Origin of the sequence: Mesorhizobium sp. LHD-90 (assembly GCF_030929505.1) — a bacterium.
Lineage (GTDB): Bacteria > Pseudomonadota > Alphaproteobacteria > Rhizobiales > Rhizobiaceae > Kumtagia.
Map to the genome: position 1 here is coordinate 210,798 of NZ_JAVFVV010000006.1, position 17,561 is coordinate 228,358.

General features: G+C 63.1%; 17 protein-coding genes and 1 tRNA gene. 9 read left to right on the plus strand and 9 right to left on the minus strand.

Going from position 1 to position 17,561, the window contains the following annotated elements; all coding sequences use genetic code 11:
- Positions 1–122 precede the first annotated feature (122 nt).
- Entirely contained in the window at positions 123–1,082 is a 960-nt protein-coding gene (locus tag RB623_RS10440; protein ID WP_308056731.1) for a phytochelatin synthase family protein, read from the plus strand.
- Positions 1,083–1,309: 227 nt separating this feature from the next.
- Here RB623_RS10440 and lipB read toward each other — a convergent pair whose 3' ends face one another.
- Together lipB and RB623_RS10450 are read right to left on the minus strand one after the other, a co-directional pair.
- Positions 1,310–2,047, minus strand: a complete 738-nt coding sequence (lipB, locus tag RB623_RS10445) for a lipoyl(octanoyl) transferase LipB (protein WP_308056732.1) — start codon at positions 2,045–2,047, stop codon at positions 1,310–1,312.
- Between the two features lie 143 nt (positions 2,048–2,190).
- Positions 2,191–2,275: transfer RNA gene (locus RB623_RS10450), tRNA-Leu, on the minus strand.
- 236 nt (positions 2,276–2,511) lie between these two features.
- On the opposite strand from RB623_RS10450, the gene mgtE reads away from it, so the two are divergent.
- The 3 genes from mgtE to RB623_RS10465 all read left to right on the plus strand — a co-directional run bounded on the left by mgtE (position 2,512) and on the right by RB623_RS10465 (position 5,560).
- On the plus strand, positions 2,512–3,930 hold the full coding sequence (gene mgtE, locus RB623_RS10455) for a magnesium transporter (protein WP_308056865.1): 1,419 nt from the start codon (positions 2,512–2,514) through the stop codon (positions 3,928–3,930).
- 52 nt (positions 3,931–3,982) lie between these two features.
- Positions 3,983–5,050, plus strand: a complete 1,068-nt coding sequence (locus RB623_RS10460) for a hypothetical protein (RefSeq protein WP_308056733.1) — start codon at positions 3,983–3,985, stop codon at positions 5,048–5,050.
- 123 nt (positions 5,051–5,173) lie between these two features.
- Complete coding sequence (locus tag RB623_RS10465; RefSeq protein WP_308056734.1) at positions 5,174–5,560, plus strand: MerR family DNA-binding transcriptional regulator; 387 nt, start codon at positions 5,174–5,176, stop codon at positions 5,558–5,560.
- Positions 5,561–5,659: 99 nt separating this feature from the next.
- On the opposite strand, the gene RB623_RS10470 is transcribed toward RB623_RS10465, so the two are convergent.
- The 3 genes from RB623_RS10470 to RB623_RS10480 all read right to left on the minus strand — a co-directional run bounded on the left by RB623_RS10470 (position 5,660) and on the right by RB623_RS10480 (position 8,009).
- Entirely contained in the window at positions 5,660–6,364 is a 705-nt protein-coding gene (locus RB623_RS10470) for a transporter substrate-binding domain-containing protein (protein WP_308056735.1), read from the minus strand.
- Positions 6,365–6,525: 161 nt separating this feature from the next.
- Entirely contained in the window at positions 6,526–7,773 is a 1,248-nt protein-coding gene (locus RB623_RS10475; RefSeq protein ID WP_308056736.1) for a cytochrome P450, read from the minus strand.
- A gap of 8 nt (positions 7,774–7,781) precedes the next feature.
- Positions 7,782–8,009 carry a hypothetical protein gene (locus tag RB623_RS10480; RefSeq protein WP_308056737.1) on the minus strand — a complete coding sequence of 76 codons (228 nt, stop codon included), beginning with the start codon at positions 8,007–8,009 and terminating at the stop codon, positions 7,782–7,784.
- On the opposite strand from RB623_RS10480, the gene RB623_RS10485 reads away from it, so the two are divergent.
- Together RB623_RS10485 and RB623_RS10490 are read left to right on the plus strand one after the other, a co-directional pair.
- A complete protein-coding gene (locus RB623_RS10485; RefSeq protein ID WP_308056738.1) occupies positions 7,999–9,102 on the plus strand; it encodes an FAD-dependent oxidoreductase in 1,104 nt (367 codons plus the stop codon). The two genes, RB623_RS10480 and RB623_RS10485, sit on opposite strands and share 11 nt — an antisense overlap.
- Positions 9,103–9,303: 201 nt before the next feature.
- Entirely contained in the window at positions 9,304–9,477 is a 174-nt protein-coding gene (locus tag RB623_RS10490; RefSeq protein ID WP_308056739.1) for a hypothetical protein, read from the plus strand.
- A 106-nt stretch (positions 9,478–9,583) separates the two neighbouring features.
- Here the strand turns inward: RB623_RS10490 and RB623_RS10495 are convergent, their stop codons facing one another.
- Positions 9,584–10,171 (minus strand): hypothetical protein, encoded by a 588-nt coding sequence (locus tag RB623_RS10495; protein WP_308056740.1) that lies wholly within the window; start codon positions 10,169–10,171, stop codon positions 9,584–9,586.
- A gap of 218 nt (positions 10,172–10,389) precedes the next feature.
- Here RB623_RS10495 and clpP point away from each other — a divergent pair, with 218 nt between their 5' ends.
- Both clpP and clpX read left to right on the plus strand, forming a co-directional pair.
- Positions 10,390–11,022 carry an ATP-dependent Clp endopeptidase proteolytic subunit ClpP gene (gene clpP, locus RB623_RS10500; RefSeq protein WP_308056741.1) on the plus strand — a complete coding sequence of 211 codons (633 nt, stop codon included), beginning with the start codon at positions 10,390–10,392 and terminating at the stop codon, positions 11,020–11,022.
- 296 nt (positions 11,023–11,318) lie between these two features.
- Positions 11,319–12,590, plus strand: coding sequence for an ATP-dependent Clp protease ATP-binding subunit ClpX (gene clpX, locus RB623_RS10505; protein ID WP_308056742.1), 1,272 nt, complete (start codon positions 11,319–11,321; stop codon positions 12,588–12,590).
- A 94-nt stretch (positions 12,591–12,684) separates the two neighbouring features.
- Here the strand turns inward: clpX and RB623_RS10510 are convergent, their stop codons facing one another.
- Together RB623_RS10510 and RB623_RS10515 are read right to left on the minus strand one after the other, a co-directional pair.
- Complete coding sequence (locus tag RB623_RS10510) at positions 12,685–14,136, minus strand: NAD(P)/FAD-dependent oxidoreductase (protein WP_308056743.1); 1,452 nt, start codon at positions 14,134–14,136, stop codon at positions 12,685–12,687.
- Positions 14,137–14,185: 49 nt separating this feature from the next.
- Complete coding sequence (locus tag RB623_RS10515) at positions 14,186–14,560, minus strand: hypothetical protein (RefSeq protein WP_308056744.1); 375 nt, start codon at positions 14,558–14,560, stop codon at positions 14,186–14,188.
- A gap of 187 nt (positions 14,561–14,747) precedes the next feature.
- On the opposite strand from RB623_RS10515, the gene RB623_RS10520 reads away from it, so the two are divergent.
- Positions 14,748–16,214: a calcium-binding protein gene (locus tag RB623_RS10520; protein WP_308056745.1), complete on the plus strand. Its 1,467-nt coding sequence runs from the start codon at positions 14,748–14,750 to the stop codon at positions 16,212–16,214.
- A gap of 26 nt (positions 16,215–16,240) precedes the next feature.
- Here RB623_RS10520 and RB623_RS10525 read toward each other — a convergent pair whose 3' ends face one another.
- On the minus strand, positions 16,241–17,554 hold the full coding sequence (locus RB623_RS10525) for a DUF1513 domain-containing protein (RefSeq protein ID WP_308056746.1): 1,314 nt from the start codon (positions 17,552–17,554) through the stop codon (positions 16,241–16,243).
- Between the last annotated feature and the right edge of the window lie 7 nt (positions 17,555–17,561).

A 17,561-nucleotide genomic window follows, 5' to 3' on the forward strand; every position in this document is an offset into this window, starting at 1 on the left:
GATCACCGTGTCGCTTTGGATCGGCGCGCTCTGACAAGCCGCAGCGCTCAATCCCCGACCGCGACGCCTTCCCGGCGCGGGTCGGCGCCGCCGACGAGGCCGCCCGGCGTCCAGGTGATGCCGTGCAGGCCGGAATTCAGGTCTTTTGCCGCGACCTTGAAGCCCGGCGCGGTCAGGTCGTCGGCAAGCTCTTCCGCCTTCGTCCCGCCCTCCAGACCAGCCTTGTCCTGGGGCCGTTGTTACTGGGATTGATCACATCATCCGGTTTCACGCCCGCCCCAGCAAGGATCGTCTGGACAGTTCCGAAACATGCGAGCAAGCTTGTCAGGCTGAAGAGTGACCTACCAAGGAGTACAACGATGTTGATGAAGAACATCCTGCTGCTTGCACTGTTCGCTTGCTCACTGGCCTCAACGGAGGTCAGGGCCGAGACATTGCCACTGCCGGCAAATCTCATCGGGGCGGCTTCCGACGCTGGTGAATCGCTCCTAGTCGAGGCGGATGCTAGGGAAGCCTATTTTCCGCTGGCGATCAATTTCGTCACCCAGAAGAACCAGGCCTTTTGTGGAGTGGCCAGCAGTGTCATGGTCCTGAATGCCATCGGCGTGCCGGCCCCAACAGTGCCGGAGTATGACCCGTACACCACCTTTACCCAAGACAATCTTTTGGACGCACGCAGCGAACAGGTCATTCCGGTCGAGACGATCAAAAAACAGGGAATGACCTTAGATGAATTGGGTGGCCTTCTTGCGTTGCAGCCCTTGCAGATTGAAATTCGACATGCCGAAGACAGTAATCTCGAAAAATTTCGTAAGGAAGCCAGAGACTACCTCGCATCTGAAGGGCGATTTGTAATCGTCAATTACTTGCGCAAAGCTATGGGTCAGGAAAAAGGAGGTCATATATCACCCTTGGCCGCTTACGATGTCGAGAGCGACCGTTTTCTAATCCTCGATGTTGCCCGGTACAAGTATCCACCTGTCTGGGTGACGGCGGCAGACCTGTTCAACGCCATGAACACGCAAGACTCGGACAATAACAACCGCACGCGGGGTTATGTTCTGATCGCTGCCAGGCCCTGAAGTTTGCCCCGGAACAGCTCTCTGGGTTGCTAACATGGACACAACGATAGCCCGATGTTTGGCAGGCGGTTCTAGGCTTAATGCCTACATCCATACTTCGTACCAATAGGCCGAACTTCCTCGATCTGCCGACGCGCCTGTGCGACCTCCCAACGTATGGTCTTCCGGCGTCACCGTGTCCGACGCCTGCTGTGCGAAGGCGAACCCGCAAGTTACGAGAATTCGCATCAGCCCGCCTTGCGGTTCTCGTCCCAGATCTCTTCAGCCGCGCCGAACACCTGGCCGAAGGCTGCCTTCAGCGCCACGTCGAAATCCGCCATGGTGACCGGCAGGCCAAGGTCAACGAGGCTGGTGACATCGTGGTCGCTCACCCCGCAGGGTACGATGCCGGAAAAATGTGACAGGTCCGGCTCGACATTGACGGCGATGCCGTGAAAGCTCACCCAGCGGCGCAGGCGGATGCCGATGGCCGCGATCTTGTCCTCGGCCGCCGAACCGTTGGGCTGCGGCGGCCGGTCCGGCCTCACCACCCAGACGCCGACCCGGTCCTCGCGGCGCTCGCCGCGCACGTTGAAAGCAGCCAGCGAGGCGATGATCCATTCCTCCAGAGCCGCCACGAAGGCTCGGACATCCTCGCGCCGGCGCTTCAGGTCAAGCATGACGTAAGCGACACGCTGACCCGGCCCGTGATAGGTGTACTCGCCGCCGCGTCCGGCGTCGAACACAGGAAAGCGGCTGGGGTCGACCAGATCCTCGATTCTTGCGCTGGTGCCGGCAGTGTAGAGCGGCGGGTGCTCGACCAGCCACACCAGTTCGCCAGCACGGCCCTCGCGGATGGCGGCAACGCGTTCCTCCATGAACGCAAGCGCGTGACCGTAGGGCGTAAGCCCGGGCTCGATCAGCCACTCGACGGGCGCCGAGCCGGGCATGGGCAAGAATGACGTGGCGATTTCGCTGCGCTGCATGGAAGTATCCGATCGGCGTCAATATGGACGCTCGCGGCGTGCGCGTCCAGTTCGCGGGCAGGTCGCCTGCAGCCTGACACGCGGCCGAGCGGGCGCTCCGGAACGGGACGCCGCGAAAAGCAAAAAATGTCTTGGAGAGTGACTGGTGCGGTCGAGAAGACTCGAACTTCCACGGGTTGCCCCACAGCGACCTCAACGCTGCGCGTCTACCAATTCCGCCACGACCGCACGTCACGAAAGAGCCGATCGGAACCGGCTCGCGGCCTTTAGCAAATCGGTTCCGGCGAAACAAGTGCGACGCAAAGTATTTCACCGCTCGCCGGCGCACATTGCCGGCGACGCCGGCCTGGTGGCAGACATATCGTCCCGTCGTCTGCGTCCGGACGCATTTTGTTTGAAGTTCCGGGTGCTTGCGCGCTAAACCTGCGGCACGAACCAATCCGGACATTGCGGGACACGAGCAGTTGGAAGGCCAGGAGGAAACGACGCCGGGCGGCGCCGGCCATGAGGCCGGACATGCCGACATCTATGGCGAGGACGGGGTGATCCGCCCGTCCTTCGTCGCGCATATCGGCGCGGCGATCGCCGACCGCGATACGCTCGCCCTGCGCAAGGACGTCGGCGACCTGCACCAGTCCGAGCTCGGCGACCTGCTCGAAGCGCTGCTGCCGGAGCAGCGGCGAACGCTGGTCGACCTGCTCGGCACGGATTTCGATTTTTCGGCGCTGACCGAGGTCGACGAGGCGATCCGCCTGGAGATCGTCGACAGCCTGCCCAATGCGCAGATCGCCAAGGCGGTGCAGGAACTCGATTCCGACGACGCGGTCTACATCCTGGAAGACCTCGACCAGGCGGACCAGGACGAGATCCTGGCGCAGCTTCCGTTCACCGAGCGGATCCGGCTGCGCCGCTCGCTCGACTATCCGGAAGAATCGGCCGGCCGGCGCATGCAGACGGAATTCGTCGCCGCACCGCCGTTCTGGACGGTCGGTCAGACGATCGACTACATGCGCGAGGACAACAACCTTCCCGACCGCTTCAGCCAGATTTTTGTTATCGACCCGTCGTTCAAGCTGCTCGGCGCCATCGACCTCGACCAGATCCTGCGCACCAAGCGCACGGTGAAGATCGAAGAGATCATGCACGAGACGCGCCACGCTATCCCGGCCACGATGGACCAGGAAGAGGCGGCGCGCGAATTCGAACAGTACGACCTTCTGTCGGCCGCCGTCGTCGACGAGAACGAGCGGCTGGTCGGCGTGCTCACCATCGACGACGTGGTCGATGTGATCCAGCAGGAGGCCGAGGAAGATCTTCTGCGCATGGGCGGCGTCGGCGACGAGGAGTTGTCCGACACGGTGGTCGCCACCTCGCGCTCGCGCGTGCCGTGGCTGCTGGTCAACCTGGCCACGGCCTTCATCTCGGCCACCGTCATCAGCCAGTTCGGGGCGACCATCGAGGAGATGGTGGCGCTGGCAGCGCTGATGCCGATCGTCGCGTCGCTCGGCGGCAATGCCGGCACCCAGACCATGACCGTCACCGTGCGCGCGCTGGCCACGAAAGACCTCGACATCTACAATGCCGGCCGCGTCATCCGCCGCGAGGTGCTGGTCGGCCTGCTCAACGGTTCGGTCATCGCCGCCATCATCGGCGTCGTTGCCGCGCTGTGGTTCCACAATCCCGATCTCGGCTACGTGATAGCCGCCGCGATGATCATCAACATGCTGGCGGCGGCGCTCGGCGGCATCCTGATCCCGCTGCTGCTCGATCGGCTGGGCGCCGACCCGGCGATTTCGTCCTCCATCTTCACCACCATGATCACCGACGTCATCGGATTTCTGGCGTTCCTCGGCCTCGCCACCTGGTGGCTGCATCTCGGCTGATCACTCCGCATATTTATGACGAGACGCGAAGTTATTGCGTGGCGGTGGTCATGTGGCCGGACAACGCTATTTTCGTCCGATATGTCTGGAGGATTCGGCGATGAAACGCGCAAGGACCATTCTCGCTACTGTTTCCATCGTGGCGCTGAGCGCACTACCGTTCGGATTGGATTTTGGCAGCCTAGGCTCGATCGGTCCGTCGTCCGCCTATGCCAAAGACAATGGCGGCGGCAAAGGTGGCGGCGGCGGAAACGGCAATGGCAATGGCCGCGGCAAGAGCGATTCGGCCAAGCCGGACAAGGGAAGGTCAGCCTCGGCACGCGGGTCATCCGGATCGCTTTTCGGCAAGGATCGGAACCGGACCATCAGCCGCCTGGATGACAAGGGCCGTTCCAAGGCCAAGTCCACCAAGGCGATCGGCCGGGCGCGGGTCCAGCAGGTCGCTACCGTTCCGGCGTTCGCGCCGGTGCCCGGCCCCAAGCCGGCAGCCAAGGAGAAGAATTTCCGCGCCAAGCTGGCCGGTCTCAATTCGCTGAACCGCAACTATCGTGCCTATCTGAATTCGCAATCGCCACGCATGGCAGCCATGCGGGCCTACGTGATGGCCTCGGCCGAATTGGACATCGCCCGCGAGAAAGTTGAGACGGCGAACGCCCAACTGGCGACGGCTCGCGAGGATTTCGAAACGATAGTCGAGCGCGTCGATCCCGTGCCTTATGATGACGCCGTCGGAATTTATGACGATCCCAGCCTGGCGGAATTGAAGGATCGACTGGACCACCTGAATTCCGTTGAGGTCGCGCCTGAGGATGAAACCGCGTTGGACGCAGAGATTGCCGATCTGGAGTCGATCCTGGGTAGTCCAGAAGCGGACTCTCTCGCGGATGCGTCGGCAGATGCCATCGATGCGCGGGCGGCGGCGGCGGCAGCTTCGGTGGGTACGGACGACGAGACGCTTCGCGAGGCACTGTTGGCTGCCGCCAACAAGAACCGCGTCGCGCAATATGGTGAAGACTATGTCGACGACGAGATGATGGACTGGGCAAAGGACTTGCTCGGCGTCGGCGACGATTTTGGCAAGATCGATGAGGTGCGCGAAAGCCTGGAGGCGAGCAGATAGGAGGTTTGATCGAACCGCCCTCGGCTGACCCGAGTTTGGAACGCTGGTTGGTACTGCTTGAATTGACTTTTACGTAAACGCCGTGCGATGCTTCCGCCTTGGAAACCTGCGGCAGGGCAGCGCATGCGCGAATACTATTCGATCACCGAACTCACCAGGGAGTTCGACATATCGACGCGCACCTTGCGCTTCTACGAGGACGAGGGGCTGATCCAGCCCGTCCGCCGTGGCCGCACCCGGCTGTTCCGCCCGTCCGACCGCCATCTCGTGCGCCAGATTCTCAGGGGCAAGCGGCTCGGCTTCTCGATCAACGAGATCCGCGAGATCATCCAGATGTATCGCGAGCCGCCGGGCGAGGTGGGCCAGCTCAAGCTCCTGATCCGGCGTATCACCGAGAAGAAGGACGATCTGCGCCAGAAGCGGCGCGACCTCGAGGAGACGCTGGCCGAACTCGACCAGGCGGAAGAATCCTGCGTCGAGCGGCTGGTGGAGCTCGGCGTCAACACCTGAAGCGCTTGAGCTCAGCCAAAGGCGGATCGGCGCGCTCTCGCGCCTCCCGTGCATAGAAGGCGACGGGGCGAGCCGTCCCCGGCCCGTAAGAACTCTTCCTCAAATGACCCGCTGGATGTCGGTTTCGGTGAAGCCGTGGAGCGTCATCACCTCGCGATGCCACGGGCTTCCAAGCAGATCGCCGAGAATGGCATCGATCCGGTCGCGCAGCCCGGCATCTGCTTTGGCGAGCGCGAAGGCGCCGGCGGCTGGTTGCTGTTCCATGTCCGGAATGCCGACAACGAAGAGCGGCGCCATGGAATGTTCTGACAGATAGCCGCGATGCGCCATGGCGACACTGGCATAGGCGTCGACCTTGCCGGCAGCGACGGCTTCGGCCGCCTCCACCTGCGTGGCGAACAGCCTGATCCGTTCGGGCGGGACACTATTGGCCAGCGCGGTCTCGCCCTGCACCTGGCCGGCGATAACGCCGAGCGTCGCGCCTTCGTCCGCCGCCAGCGAGCGATAGCCGGAAAGGTTTCGCGGATTTTTACTGGCGACCAGCAGACCGTCCGGCAGCGACCAGACCGGCCGGGTGAAGTCGACCAGCTTCTTGCGCTCGTCCGAGACGAACAGGCCGGTTGTCATCGTCCAGCGCCCCTCGGCCAGCCCCGGAAGGAGCTCGACGAACTCCGCCTCGACCGGCTCGAACGGCAGGCCAAGGTGCCCGCAGATCACTTGAGCGAGTTCCACGTCGCAGCCGCGTACCCTGCCTGCCGCGTCGGTGAAGCAGAAAGGCGGCTCCTGGAGGAAGGCGAACTTCATGCCGATACAACCCGGACTAGGGTCTGTTGGTATTCAGGCCAAGGTGGGCTGCAAATGGCGCCTTTCTGCGCTTCCGGTGCTCAAGTACCAGAACGTACATTCCGCTCCGGTTCTCGAAACTCGCCATTTTCGCCTCACCCTGACCTGAATCTCAACAGACCCTAAAACGCCACGTCCAGCCGCCGAAGCCCGTGAAAATGATAAATGTCGCTGTAGGCGGGCGTCTCGGCGAGCCGCAGACCGGGCAGGCGGTCGAACAGGGTCTTGAGCGCGACCTGCAACTCCAGCCGCGCCAGCGGCGCGCCGATGCAGAAATGGATGCCGGCGCCGAACGAGACGTTTTTCTGATCCGGGCGGCCGGGCCGGAACGCATCCGGCTCCGAAAAGGCTAGAGGATCGCGGTTGGCCGCTCCCAGCAACAGCCCGACCTGGTCGCCAGGCTTCAGCACGACGCCTTCGGCGATCTCGGCTTCCTGATAGACGTAGCGCGTGAACATGTGCAGCGGCGCGTCGTAGCGCAGGCATTCCTCGACGGTCGCCACGGCCAACTCCGGCGTTTCGAAGAAGCGGCGCGGGTCGCCGCCTTGCGCAAGAATGGTGCGGACCGCGTTGCCGGCCTGATGCACGGTCGCCTCGTGGCCGGCATTGAGCAGCAGGATCGCCGAGGAGACGAGTTCGTCCTCGGTCAGCTTCTGGCCGTCCTCGGCTGCTGCCGTCAGCAGGCTGAGCAAGTCGTCGCCCGGGTGTTTCCGCTTCTCGGCAGCATGGCGGCGGATGAAGTCAGCGAAGGCCCGCGCCGAGGCATTAGCCTGGGTCTCCTCGGCCGGGCCCGGCTTGTGCATATACATGCGCACCATGTCGTTCGACCAGGCGACGAGCTGCAGCCCGCTTTCGGCCGGCAGTCCCATCATCTCGGCGATGACGGCAGCGGGCAGCGGGGTGGCGAAGTCGCGGATCAGTTCGGCGCGGCCGGTCGCCTCGAAGCCGTCGATAAGCCGATGCGCCAAAACCTCGATCCGCGGCCGCAGCCGTTCGACCTGCCGGGAGACGAAGGCGCGGTTGACCAACGTGCGCAGGCGGGTATGCGCAGGCGGTTCGAGCTCCAGAAGCGATCCCGCCTCGACCGCGTCGAAATCGGCGAGATGGGCGCGCTCGCCGGTCGCCGCGACGGCCGCCCGGTAGCCGCCGGGCCGCTCGCGCCCGAACCGCTTGTCGCGAAACAGCCGGTTGACCTCGTCGAATCCGGCAAGGCACCAGAGGCCAAAATCCTCCCAGAACACGCAGCGCGCATTCTCATGCATCCAGCGATAGGCGGGGTAGGGATCCTGCACGAATGCCGGCTCGTGCGGGTCGAGGCGCATCCGGCGTGTGGCGGGGTCGAAGGCGAGGTAGGGAGGTGCGGAGTTCATACGGGAACTTAATTCTTGTCGTGCAAGTTTGCGGAATGGCGGGAGATAACGTCCATCCTTTCCGGCGCGTCAAGTGGGGCGATCCGAAAGATCGGCTGAAGGTGCTGGCGGAAGATATCAAGCCGCGGCGCAAACGATCGCTCTTTCCACTTTTGGTCGTCGCCGTTTTCCTCGCGACCTTCGCGGCAGTTGCGCTTGGCTGAGCCGCTGTTTAGACCTCGGGTCATGAACATCATCGTCGTCGGCGCCGGCATTGCCGGTCTTTCCACCGCCTGGTCGCTGGTCAAGGCCGGCCACACGGTGACCCTGGTCGAACAGGGGCCGATCCCCAATCCGCTTGCCGCGTCAGGAGACCATCACCGCATCATCCGCCGCGCCTATGGCAACGCCACGGGCTACGGAAGGCTGATCACGGAAGCCTATGACGCCTGGGACGAGATGTGGGCCGATCTCGGCGAGAACCACCTCGACCCGCGCGGCTTCCTGTGCATTTCGCGCGAACCGGGCGACGAGGCCGAAATCCATCGCGAAGGGCTGGAGACCGGCGGTTATCCGTTCGAACTGTTCGAGCCGGATCAGGCGGTGGCAAGATGGCCGTTCCTGGAGCCGGACAGCTTCCGCTACGCCTTTTTCTCGACCGAGGGCGGTGCGCTGCATTGCCGGAAGATCGGCGCAGGGCTGCTGAAATGGCTGCGAGAAAACGGCGCGAACGTCTATGAAAACAGCAGGGTCGTTTCGGTCGAGGACGAGCGCGGCTCGGTCGGCCTCGAAGGCGGCAGCGAGATTGTCGGTGACCGCGTCATCGTGACGGCCGGCGCATGGGTGCCGAAACTGTTTCCCGAGCTTGGCGGCACGCTGAAGACCTATCGAACGGCGCTGGCCTATGTCGAGCCGCCCGCCGACCTGCTCGCGGCGTGGGAAGCGGCGCCGGTCATTCTCGATGTCGGCGGGGCGACCGACGGCTACATGATCCCGCTGACACGCGGCGCCGGCATGAAGTTCGGTTCCGGCCTGCACAAGGTGCCGACCAGCGATGCCGACTGGAACCGCGAGCCGGTTGAAGGCGAGGGCGAAGCTATCCGCAACCTGTTCTCGCCGCCGATCGCCCGCATCTCGGAATACCGGGTGACCGAGGTGGTGACCTGTGCCTACACCTTTACCGACGACGAGCGATTTTATGCGACCGAGCGGGGCAAGTGCCTGGTCGTCTCCGCCTGCTCCGGCCATGGCTACAAGTTCGGCGCGGCGGTCGGGCGGCGGGTCGCCGCGGCGGCCGGCGACGGCGATGTCGAGGGGCTAAAACGCTGGTTGCGGGCGGAAGCTGTCTGAGCGCTTCTTTTGTCCTGTCCCTTGTGAGGAGGGCCGATCCGCGGGCGGGGACGCACCCAAGTGCGCCCCATGTCCGTGAAGATGCCAGAACGAGCATCATTTACCTGCCGCACGTCGCTCCTATTTTCGGCGTATCCGCAGGCCCCGGCTCGACGGCCATACTTGGGCGCCACCTCCAATCCTCGCCTTGAGGAGGCAGAAATGCTTCTTAAATCCATGCACCTGGTCGTTGTAGCAGCCATGCTGTCCGGTTTGGCCGGCTGCCAGACGGTTTCCTTCGCCGATGGTTACAAGGCGAACAACTGCGGCATGACCGGCGCCTCCTGCTCGAAGCAAGGCCGGAGCGGAACGGTGGTCATGAACGGCCGTCGCTGAGTATCGGCGATGGTGTTGCGGCCGGATCTCAAGCCGGTAGGATCGGTCACCGCCGGGGCGTCAGGCCGCAAATATCCGCTATCGAGGTAGTCGCACCCGTCGGAGATCAGCCGCAATGCCGGCGGATCTTCACCCGCCGCCAGCCGGTCTCGCCCTCGCTGACCACGACTTGCCGTGCGACCGTGCGGTATGTCGGAGGCACGTCGACGACGCGGCGCTGCTCGGGCTGGATGATGACCTGCTCGACCTCGTAGTCGTAGACGGCCGGGATGACGACGCGGCGCTGGTATTCCGGCTGCACCACGACGGTTTCCGCCACCTGCTCGTAGCGCGCCTTGCGCTTGATCTTGCACAGTACTTTCCGGCCGTTGATCCACCGCCATTCCCAGGAATAGCCGCCGTCGGCGACCTTCACCGTGCGGTAGCGCGTCTGCACCACGGCCGGCACGATCTGGTAGCTGATCTGTTCGGGCTGCATGAGCACCGCGCGCTTGCGCGTGCCGTAGATCGCCGGCGTGGTTTCGACATACTGGCTGGCCGGATTGACCTGGACGTTTTCATAGACCGTGTCGTAGACCGGCGCCGTCCGATACTGTTCGTAGCACTCGACCGGCTTGCCGCCGGCGAATGCCTGAGAAACGGCGGCGAGCATCACCGAGCCCGCGGCCGCGACGGAAATTGTTTTCAGAACCATGGTTACCCCCGATACGCCATGCCGCAACCGGGGATGTACAATACTGAACGGTTCACGCGGGGGAAGCGAAATTCTAAGATTTCGTTAACGTGGCCGCTGTCGCATGATCCAAAACGGCCGGCCTTGCGCAAGACGGAGCCGGCATCCTATTTACGGGGCAACGAAACACCGCACGATTCCGCCGTGCAAGCCGGATCCCGCCAACCAACGGACGCCCGATGAAGAACCCGATCGAAACCTACATGAACCTCGTGCCGATGGTGGTCGAGCAGACCAATCGCGGCGAGCGCGCCTACGACATCTTCTCGCGCCTGCTGAAGGAGCGCATCATCTTCATCACCGGTCCGGTCGAGGACGGCATGGCGACGCTGGTCTGCGCGCAATTGCTGTTCCTGGAAGCCGAGAACCCGAAGAAGGAGATCAACCTCTACATCAACTCGCCAGGCGGCGTGGTGACCTCCGGCATGGCGATCTACGACACCATGCAGTTCATCAAGCCGGCGGTGTCGACGCTGTGCATCGGCCAGGCCGCCTCGATGGGGTCGCTGTTGCTGACGGCCGGTCACAAGGACATGCGCTTCGCCACGCCGAATGCGCGCATTATGGTGCATCAGCCTTCCGGCGGCTTCCAGGGCCAGGCTTCGGACATCGAGCGCCACGCCCAGGACATCATCAAGTTGAAGCGGCGCCTCAACGAGGTCTATGTCAAGCACACCGGCAAAAGCTACGAGGAGATCGAGCGCACGCTGGACCGCGACCACTTCATGACCTCCGATGAGGCCAGGGATTTCGGCCTGATCGACAAGGTCATCTCGAGCCGCGAGGCTACGGAGACCGTCGCACAGGGATAAGGCCGACGAATCCGCGGCTTGCGGGCGATGACACTTTTTTGACGCGAGCTGCGGCATTTCGGACACAATTTGCTGTTCCCTCGACGGGAGGCCCGGCCTACGTTAAGCCTATGTTGAGTTTCGACGGCTTAGCTTCGCAGGGGCTTGTGGGAAACGTCGCCGCTTCCTCCGTCGCGCGTTTCGTGTGTGAATAGGGCGTGGCAAAGCGCTGGCATCGCCGCGCTTTCGCGGCTAATACTCAATGCCGACGCCTCGCCGCTCCGCCGGCAGGGCGGCACTGAAAGGACTTGGATACTATGAGCAAGGTCAGTTCCGGCGGCGGCGACTCCAAGAACACGCTGTACTGCTCGTTCTGCGGCAAAAGCCAGCACGAGGTGCGCAAGCTGATCGCCGGCCCGACGGTGTTCATCTGCGACGAATGCGTCGAACTGTGCATGGACATCATCCGCGAGGAGAACAAGACCTCGATGGTGAAGTCGCGCGAGGGCGTGCCGACACCGCAGGAGATACTCAAAGTTCTTGACGATTATGTGATCGGCCAGCCCTACGCCAAGCGCGTGCTGTCGGTCGCCGTGCATAACCACTATAAGCGGCTCGCCCACGCCACCAAGAACAACGACGTCGAACTGGCGAAGTCGAACATCCTTTTGATCGGCCCGACCGGCTGCGGCAAGACGCTGCTCGCCCAGACGCTGGCGCGCATCATCGACGTGCCCTTCACCATGGCCGACGCCACGACGCTGACCGAAGCCGGTTATGTCGGCGAGGATGTCGAGAACATCATCCTGAAGCTGCTGCAGTCGGCCGACTACAATGTCGAGCGGGCGCAACGCGGCATCGTCTACATCGACGAGATCGACAAGATCAGCCGCAAGTCCGACAACCCCTCGATCACCCGCGACGTGTCGGGCGAAGGCGTGCAGCAGGCGCTGCTGAAGATCATGGAAGGCACCACCGCCTCCGTGCCGCCGCAGGGCGGCAGAAAGCATCCGCAGCAGGAGTTCCTGCAGGTCGACACCACCAACATCCTGTTCATCTGCGGCGGCGCCTTCGCCGGGCTGGACAAGATCATCTCGGATCGTGGCCGGAAGACCTCGATTGGTTTCGGCGCCACCGTCGCCTCGCCGGAGGACCGCCGCACCGGCGACCTGTTCCGGCAGGTCGAACCGGAAGACCTGCTGAAATTCGGGCTGATCCCGGAATTCGTCGGCCGCCTGCCGGTGCTGGCGACGCTGGAGGACCTCGATGAGCCGGCGCTGATCCAGATTCTTACCGAACCGAAGAACGCGCTGGTGAAGCAGTATCAGCGGCTGTTCGAGATGGAGAATGTCGACCTTACGTTCCACGAGAACGCGCTGTCGGCCATTGCCAAACGCGCCATCGAGCGCAAGACCGGCGCGCGCGGCCTGCGCTCGATCATGGAGGCGATCCTGCTCGACACCATGTTCGAACTGCCGGCGCTCGAAGGTGTCCAGGAAGTGGTGATCTCGGAAGAGGTCGTGTCCGGCAATGCCCGGCCGCTCTACATCTATTCCGAACAGAAGGAAAAGAAGGGCGCGACCGCCTGATTTTCGGGTCAGCGAACGGTCCGCAACGGCGCCTTCGGGCGCCGTTTTGGTGGTTTTCCACTTCTAAATATCTCGGCTCTAACTTGCATCCGGGTCAAGGCGCTAGGTGATCAATGTGATCGGCTAGATAGGAAGCGTCCCGGCCGACGAAGGAAAAAATAGCCGACCGGAACGTGTGCATCCAGTGCAGTCCGAGGAAATAGATCCCAGGACAGGCGGTAACGCCACGCTGCTGGACCGGAGTGCCCTTCGCATCGACAATTGGCAGCTTCACCCAGTCGAAGCTAAAGCCGTGTCCGTTCGCCCAGATGATGGTACCGATGTTCTGTTCGCGAAGATTCAGCGTGCGGATGTCGTCGACACTGAGCAGGGGCTGCGGCGCTGGAGGTTCTGTTTGTTCGACCTCGGACCGCATCGCCGGAGTGGCGGCCAAGATATCTGCCGCCTCAATGAAGGCCGCGTAACTGTGGTCGGCGGCTGCGAGCAGTTTTTCGGCGTCGTCAGCAAGCGCCAGTGATCCATCTTTTATGCCCACCACGCGCCCTAACAACGTGACGCCCGCGCTGCCCAGGCGACCGGGATCGAGATCATAGCCGCCATCGACTCCCGTCATGATCGTTGTCGGCGGGTATCTTCTACCCGGAAAGGTGTCGATATTCACATCGAAGCGGCCCAGATGTTCGTACCACCATATGACATCCTTGCCGCGGTAGCGCCGGGGCACGCGGCTGTGACGGCTGACCGCGAGAAATACGCGCCGGCCACTGTGCAGCAGTTCATCGGCAATCTGGCAGCCTGAATTGCCGCTACCAATGATCAGCACCGCGCCGGGCGGCAGTTCTGCTGGGTTGCGGTAATGAGTGGCGTCCGTTTGATAAACATAGGAAGTAATGGCCCGACTGAAGTCTGGGATCATTGGGCGCTGAAATGGGCCAGTGGCGATGACAACATGCCGTGCGTTGATTTGGCCATCGGTGGTTTCTAGTGAGTAGCCGCTGCTGCCTTCGCCCGGGCTGAGGCTCGTTACTTCAACACCGGTGCGGACCGGAGCCGCAATCTCTGCCGCATAGTCGACGATGAAGCGCACGACGTCCGAATGGTGCGTAAACCCGTTCGGGTCGCTTCCCGCATATGGCTTCCCAGGCAACTCAAGCCAACTGTTTGGCAACTGGAATCGTAACGAATCCCAGCGCTCGGTACGCCAGCGTTCGGCCACCCGCCGTCGCTCAAGGATGATGTGCTCGCGGCCGCGCTGGCGCAGGTGATGGCTCATGGCCAATCCCGCCTGGCCACCGCCAATGATCACCGTATCGTGCTTCTCCCTCAAACTGCCGCCCCAAGGAAGTGCAATTGGCGCACCGTAAACTACATTGATCTGCCCTCGCAACACAGGGGCATAGTGGCCGCGATCGTATTTGATCGCGCTTTCAGATGCCGATGGCCCGATCCGGCATAAGCAAAGGCGTTCCCACGAATATCCGGTCATGGCCTTCGCGCCGTTTTCATTGCGCTGCGGAATTCGGTGCTTTCGAGGTGCACCAGACATCGAGCAAGCCGCACGAAGAGAGTTCGATTTATGAGCACCGAGTTTGTACTCACGCCGCCGTTATGTGGCTGCGGCCGAAGAACAGCGGGTAGAGGCAGAGCTCACGTACCAGCCGGTGCGAGCCGCGCTCGTACACGAACATGTTCTCCCAGTGGCCGGTCACGGGGCAATGCGCGCCGTCCGGCAGCAGGATGATGCCGCAGGGACAACGCATGCCGAAGCTGCGCGTATCGTGCCGCTGGAAGATCGTGCCGTGGCTCCGTCGAAGATCATGAGCTGGTGGGTGCCAGGGTAGCTGGCGAGCACCTGGTCGTGCCGCGTAGCGGATCGACAGTCCGTGGCGCATCAGCCTGTTGGCGGTGCAGCCGCCTATCTTGGCGAGCGTCGTGGCCAAGCCGTGGCGATGGTTTTCAGCCCTCGACATGCATCCCGTCATGGAAACCTGTGTCGGGCGGTGCCGCCATCATCTCGAAACAATCAACGTGCAGACTCGCAACATTCGTTGACTGACTTCCAACATATCGCGGTTGGAGGGGCGAATTCTGTTGCAGGGAACCACGCGTCGATTCGCGACGGCGTGAGCCCGTCCGATCAAAGCTGGAGAAGAAATCATGCCGACCGTCAACCAGATCGCCGATTCCGATGTGCTCGGATTGGGCGGCATGTTGAGCTTCCAACTTACCCAGGCCGCACAGAAGGAGGCGGGCAGCAACATCCTGTTCAAGACCGCGACAGGCTTCGTCTGGGGTCGCGCCGACCCGGTCGCCGGCTCACCGGGCGAGTCCGACATCCGCGCGGGCGGCATCGTCGTCAAGGGCAGCAACATCACCTACGGCGCCGACGGGCTGCCGAGCGGCGGCACGATCACCTCGATCAGCGTCATCCTGGACGGGACGGCCCAGGGGAATGTCGTCACCTCTTCGCCGCTGTTCGAGATCACCGGTCTCGCCATCGATGGGGTGACCTTCCGCAATTCGTTCATCACCGCCTTCCAGACCGGCAATTCGGTGCCGATCGAGAACATCTTCTTCTTCCTGCCCTGGACATACAACGGCAGCGCCGACAGCGATTTTTTCCATGGCAAGAACCAGGCCGACATCATCTTCGGCAATGACGGTAACGACGAACTGTTCGGCGCGGGCGGCAACAACAAGCTGTTCGGCGGCGCGGGTGACGATTTTCTGCGGGCCGGTGGCGCGGGGGCCGACTACATCAGCGGCGGAACCGGAAAAGACCAGGTCGACTATTCGGATTCCGGAACCGGCGTCACCGTCAGCCTGACCGATCCGACGCTCAACACCGGCAACGCCGCCGGCGACACCTACAATTCGATCGAGAACCTGCGCGGCTCGACCCTGAACGATACCCTCCACGGCAATGCCGGCGCCAATAGGCTGGACGGCAATCTGGGCGCCGACACCTTGAAAGGCCTCGCCGGCAGCGACCGGCTGGCCGGCAGCAGCGGCGACGACGTTCTCATCGGCGGACTTGGCGCCGACGAGCTTGAAGGAGCCGACGGGATCGACACTGCATCTTATGCCGAGGCGGCCGCCGGCGTAACCGCCAGCCTGGCCAATCCATCGATCAACGCGGGAGAAGCGGCGGGCGACACCTATGCCGGCATCGAGAATCTGACTGGCAGCGGATTTGCCGACAAGCTCTTCGGTGACAATGCCGCGAACGCCATTGCTGGAGGTGCCGGCGACGACATCATCAAGGGATATCGCGGCAAGGACACGCTCTCGGGCGGTGCCGGCGAGGACGTCTTCGTCTTCAACTCGCAGCTCAACGCCACGACCAACGTCGACGCCATCACGGACTACAATGTCGCCGCAGATACGATCGACCTCGACAACCTGTTCTTCACGGCGCTGACCACGCTCGGCACGCTGTCGGCGTCGGCCTTCAAGAACATGGATCTGGCGGCGATCGATGCCAGCGACCGCATCATCTACAAACAGAGCACCGGCAATCTTTATTACGACGCCGACGGCTCCGGCACGGCTTTTGCCGCGATAAAGTTCGCGACCATCACCAATAACGCGGTCCTGACCAACCTCGACTTCGTGGTGATCTGAGCCTCGGGAGAATCTTTTTCGCGAGGCTATGCCGAGGTGATGTGGCTATGGCCGAAGAACAGCGGATAGCGGCAGAGCTCTCGCACCAGCCGGTGCGAGCCGCGCTCAAACACGAACAGATTCTCCCAGTGGCCGGTGACGGCGTAGTGCTTGCCGTCCGGCAGCAAGGTGATGCCGCAGGGAAAGCGCATGCCGAAGGTGCGCGTGTCGTGGCGATCGACGACGGCGCCGGTGGCACCGTCGAAGATCATCAACTGGTGCGAACTCGGATAGCTGGCGAGCACCTGGTCGTGCCGCTCGTCGTAGCGGATGGAGAGCCCGTGGCGCATCAGCCTGTTGGCGGCGCGGTCGCCCATCTTGCCGAGCGACTTGGCACGCGCGTCGTACTTCAGCGTCGCCACCGGCATGTAGTTCTGTCCGGCTTCCGTGGTGAGGTCGGCCTCGTAGGCGACGTCGTCGCCCACATGGTTGCGCGCTTCCTCCCTGTCGCTGCCGTAGAGCGCCTGGATGGCGAAGATGCGGTCGAGGTTGCCGGCCGCGACATGGCGCAGTTCGATCCTGCCGCGCCCGGTCTTGCGCTTGTCGACCAGTTTTCCGCTCGACAGTTCGACGACCGTGATCGATGCCTCCACGACTGTGCGCGGCACCGTGTGTGCGCCGGTTTTGGCCGAAACCGTCGAGCCGTAATTGGCTGCGACGATGTATTTTCCGTCCGACGTCAGCCTTATGTCGTGCGGGTCGATGCCGTAGGTCGAATGGCTGTCAACGATCTTCAGTGTCCCGGGGTCGCGGATGGTGAGGCGGCCGTAATGCGCCTCCGGCTTGCCGTGGTAGACGGCGGTCGGCGCCCGTTCCGACATCACCACCGTCCTGCCGCCGTCGAGGAAGACGGCATGGCCGCCGCCATTCCAGCCTTCCGAGAAGGAGGGCGCCAGCGCCACCATCTCCAGCGTGTCCGGGTCGAAGGCGGTATGGTTGCGGCCGTCCATCGAGCACAGCACGCCGATCGACCGGTCGGGCGCGACCTCCACGTCATGCGCCGCGACCGGCAGCAGCGTCTGGCGGATGGAGCCGTCGAAGCCGATGCGCGTCAGCATCTTCTGGAGGCCGTTCGTATCGGCAAGGTTGCGGTTGAAGCGTCGGTTGTTCGCTACCGGCTTCCCATTGGCGAGCGCATGTTCCGGATAATAACCTGGCACATAAACGGCGACGTTCTTGAGCGCCACGCCGGGCGACGCGGGCCGGGCAGCGGCGGCCGGCTTCGCCGCTTCGGCCGGCGCTGCAGCGGCAAGCCCGAGCAGCGCGCCCCCGGTCAGCAGTCCACGGCGGTCGATTTTCATGAGGAAA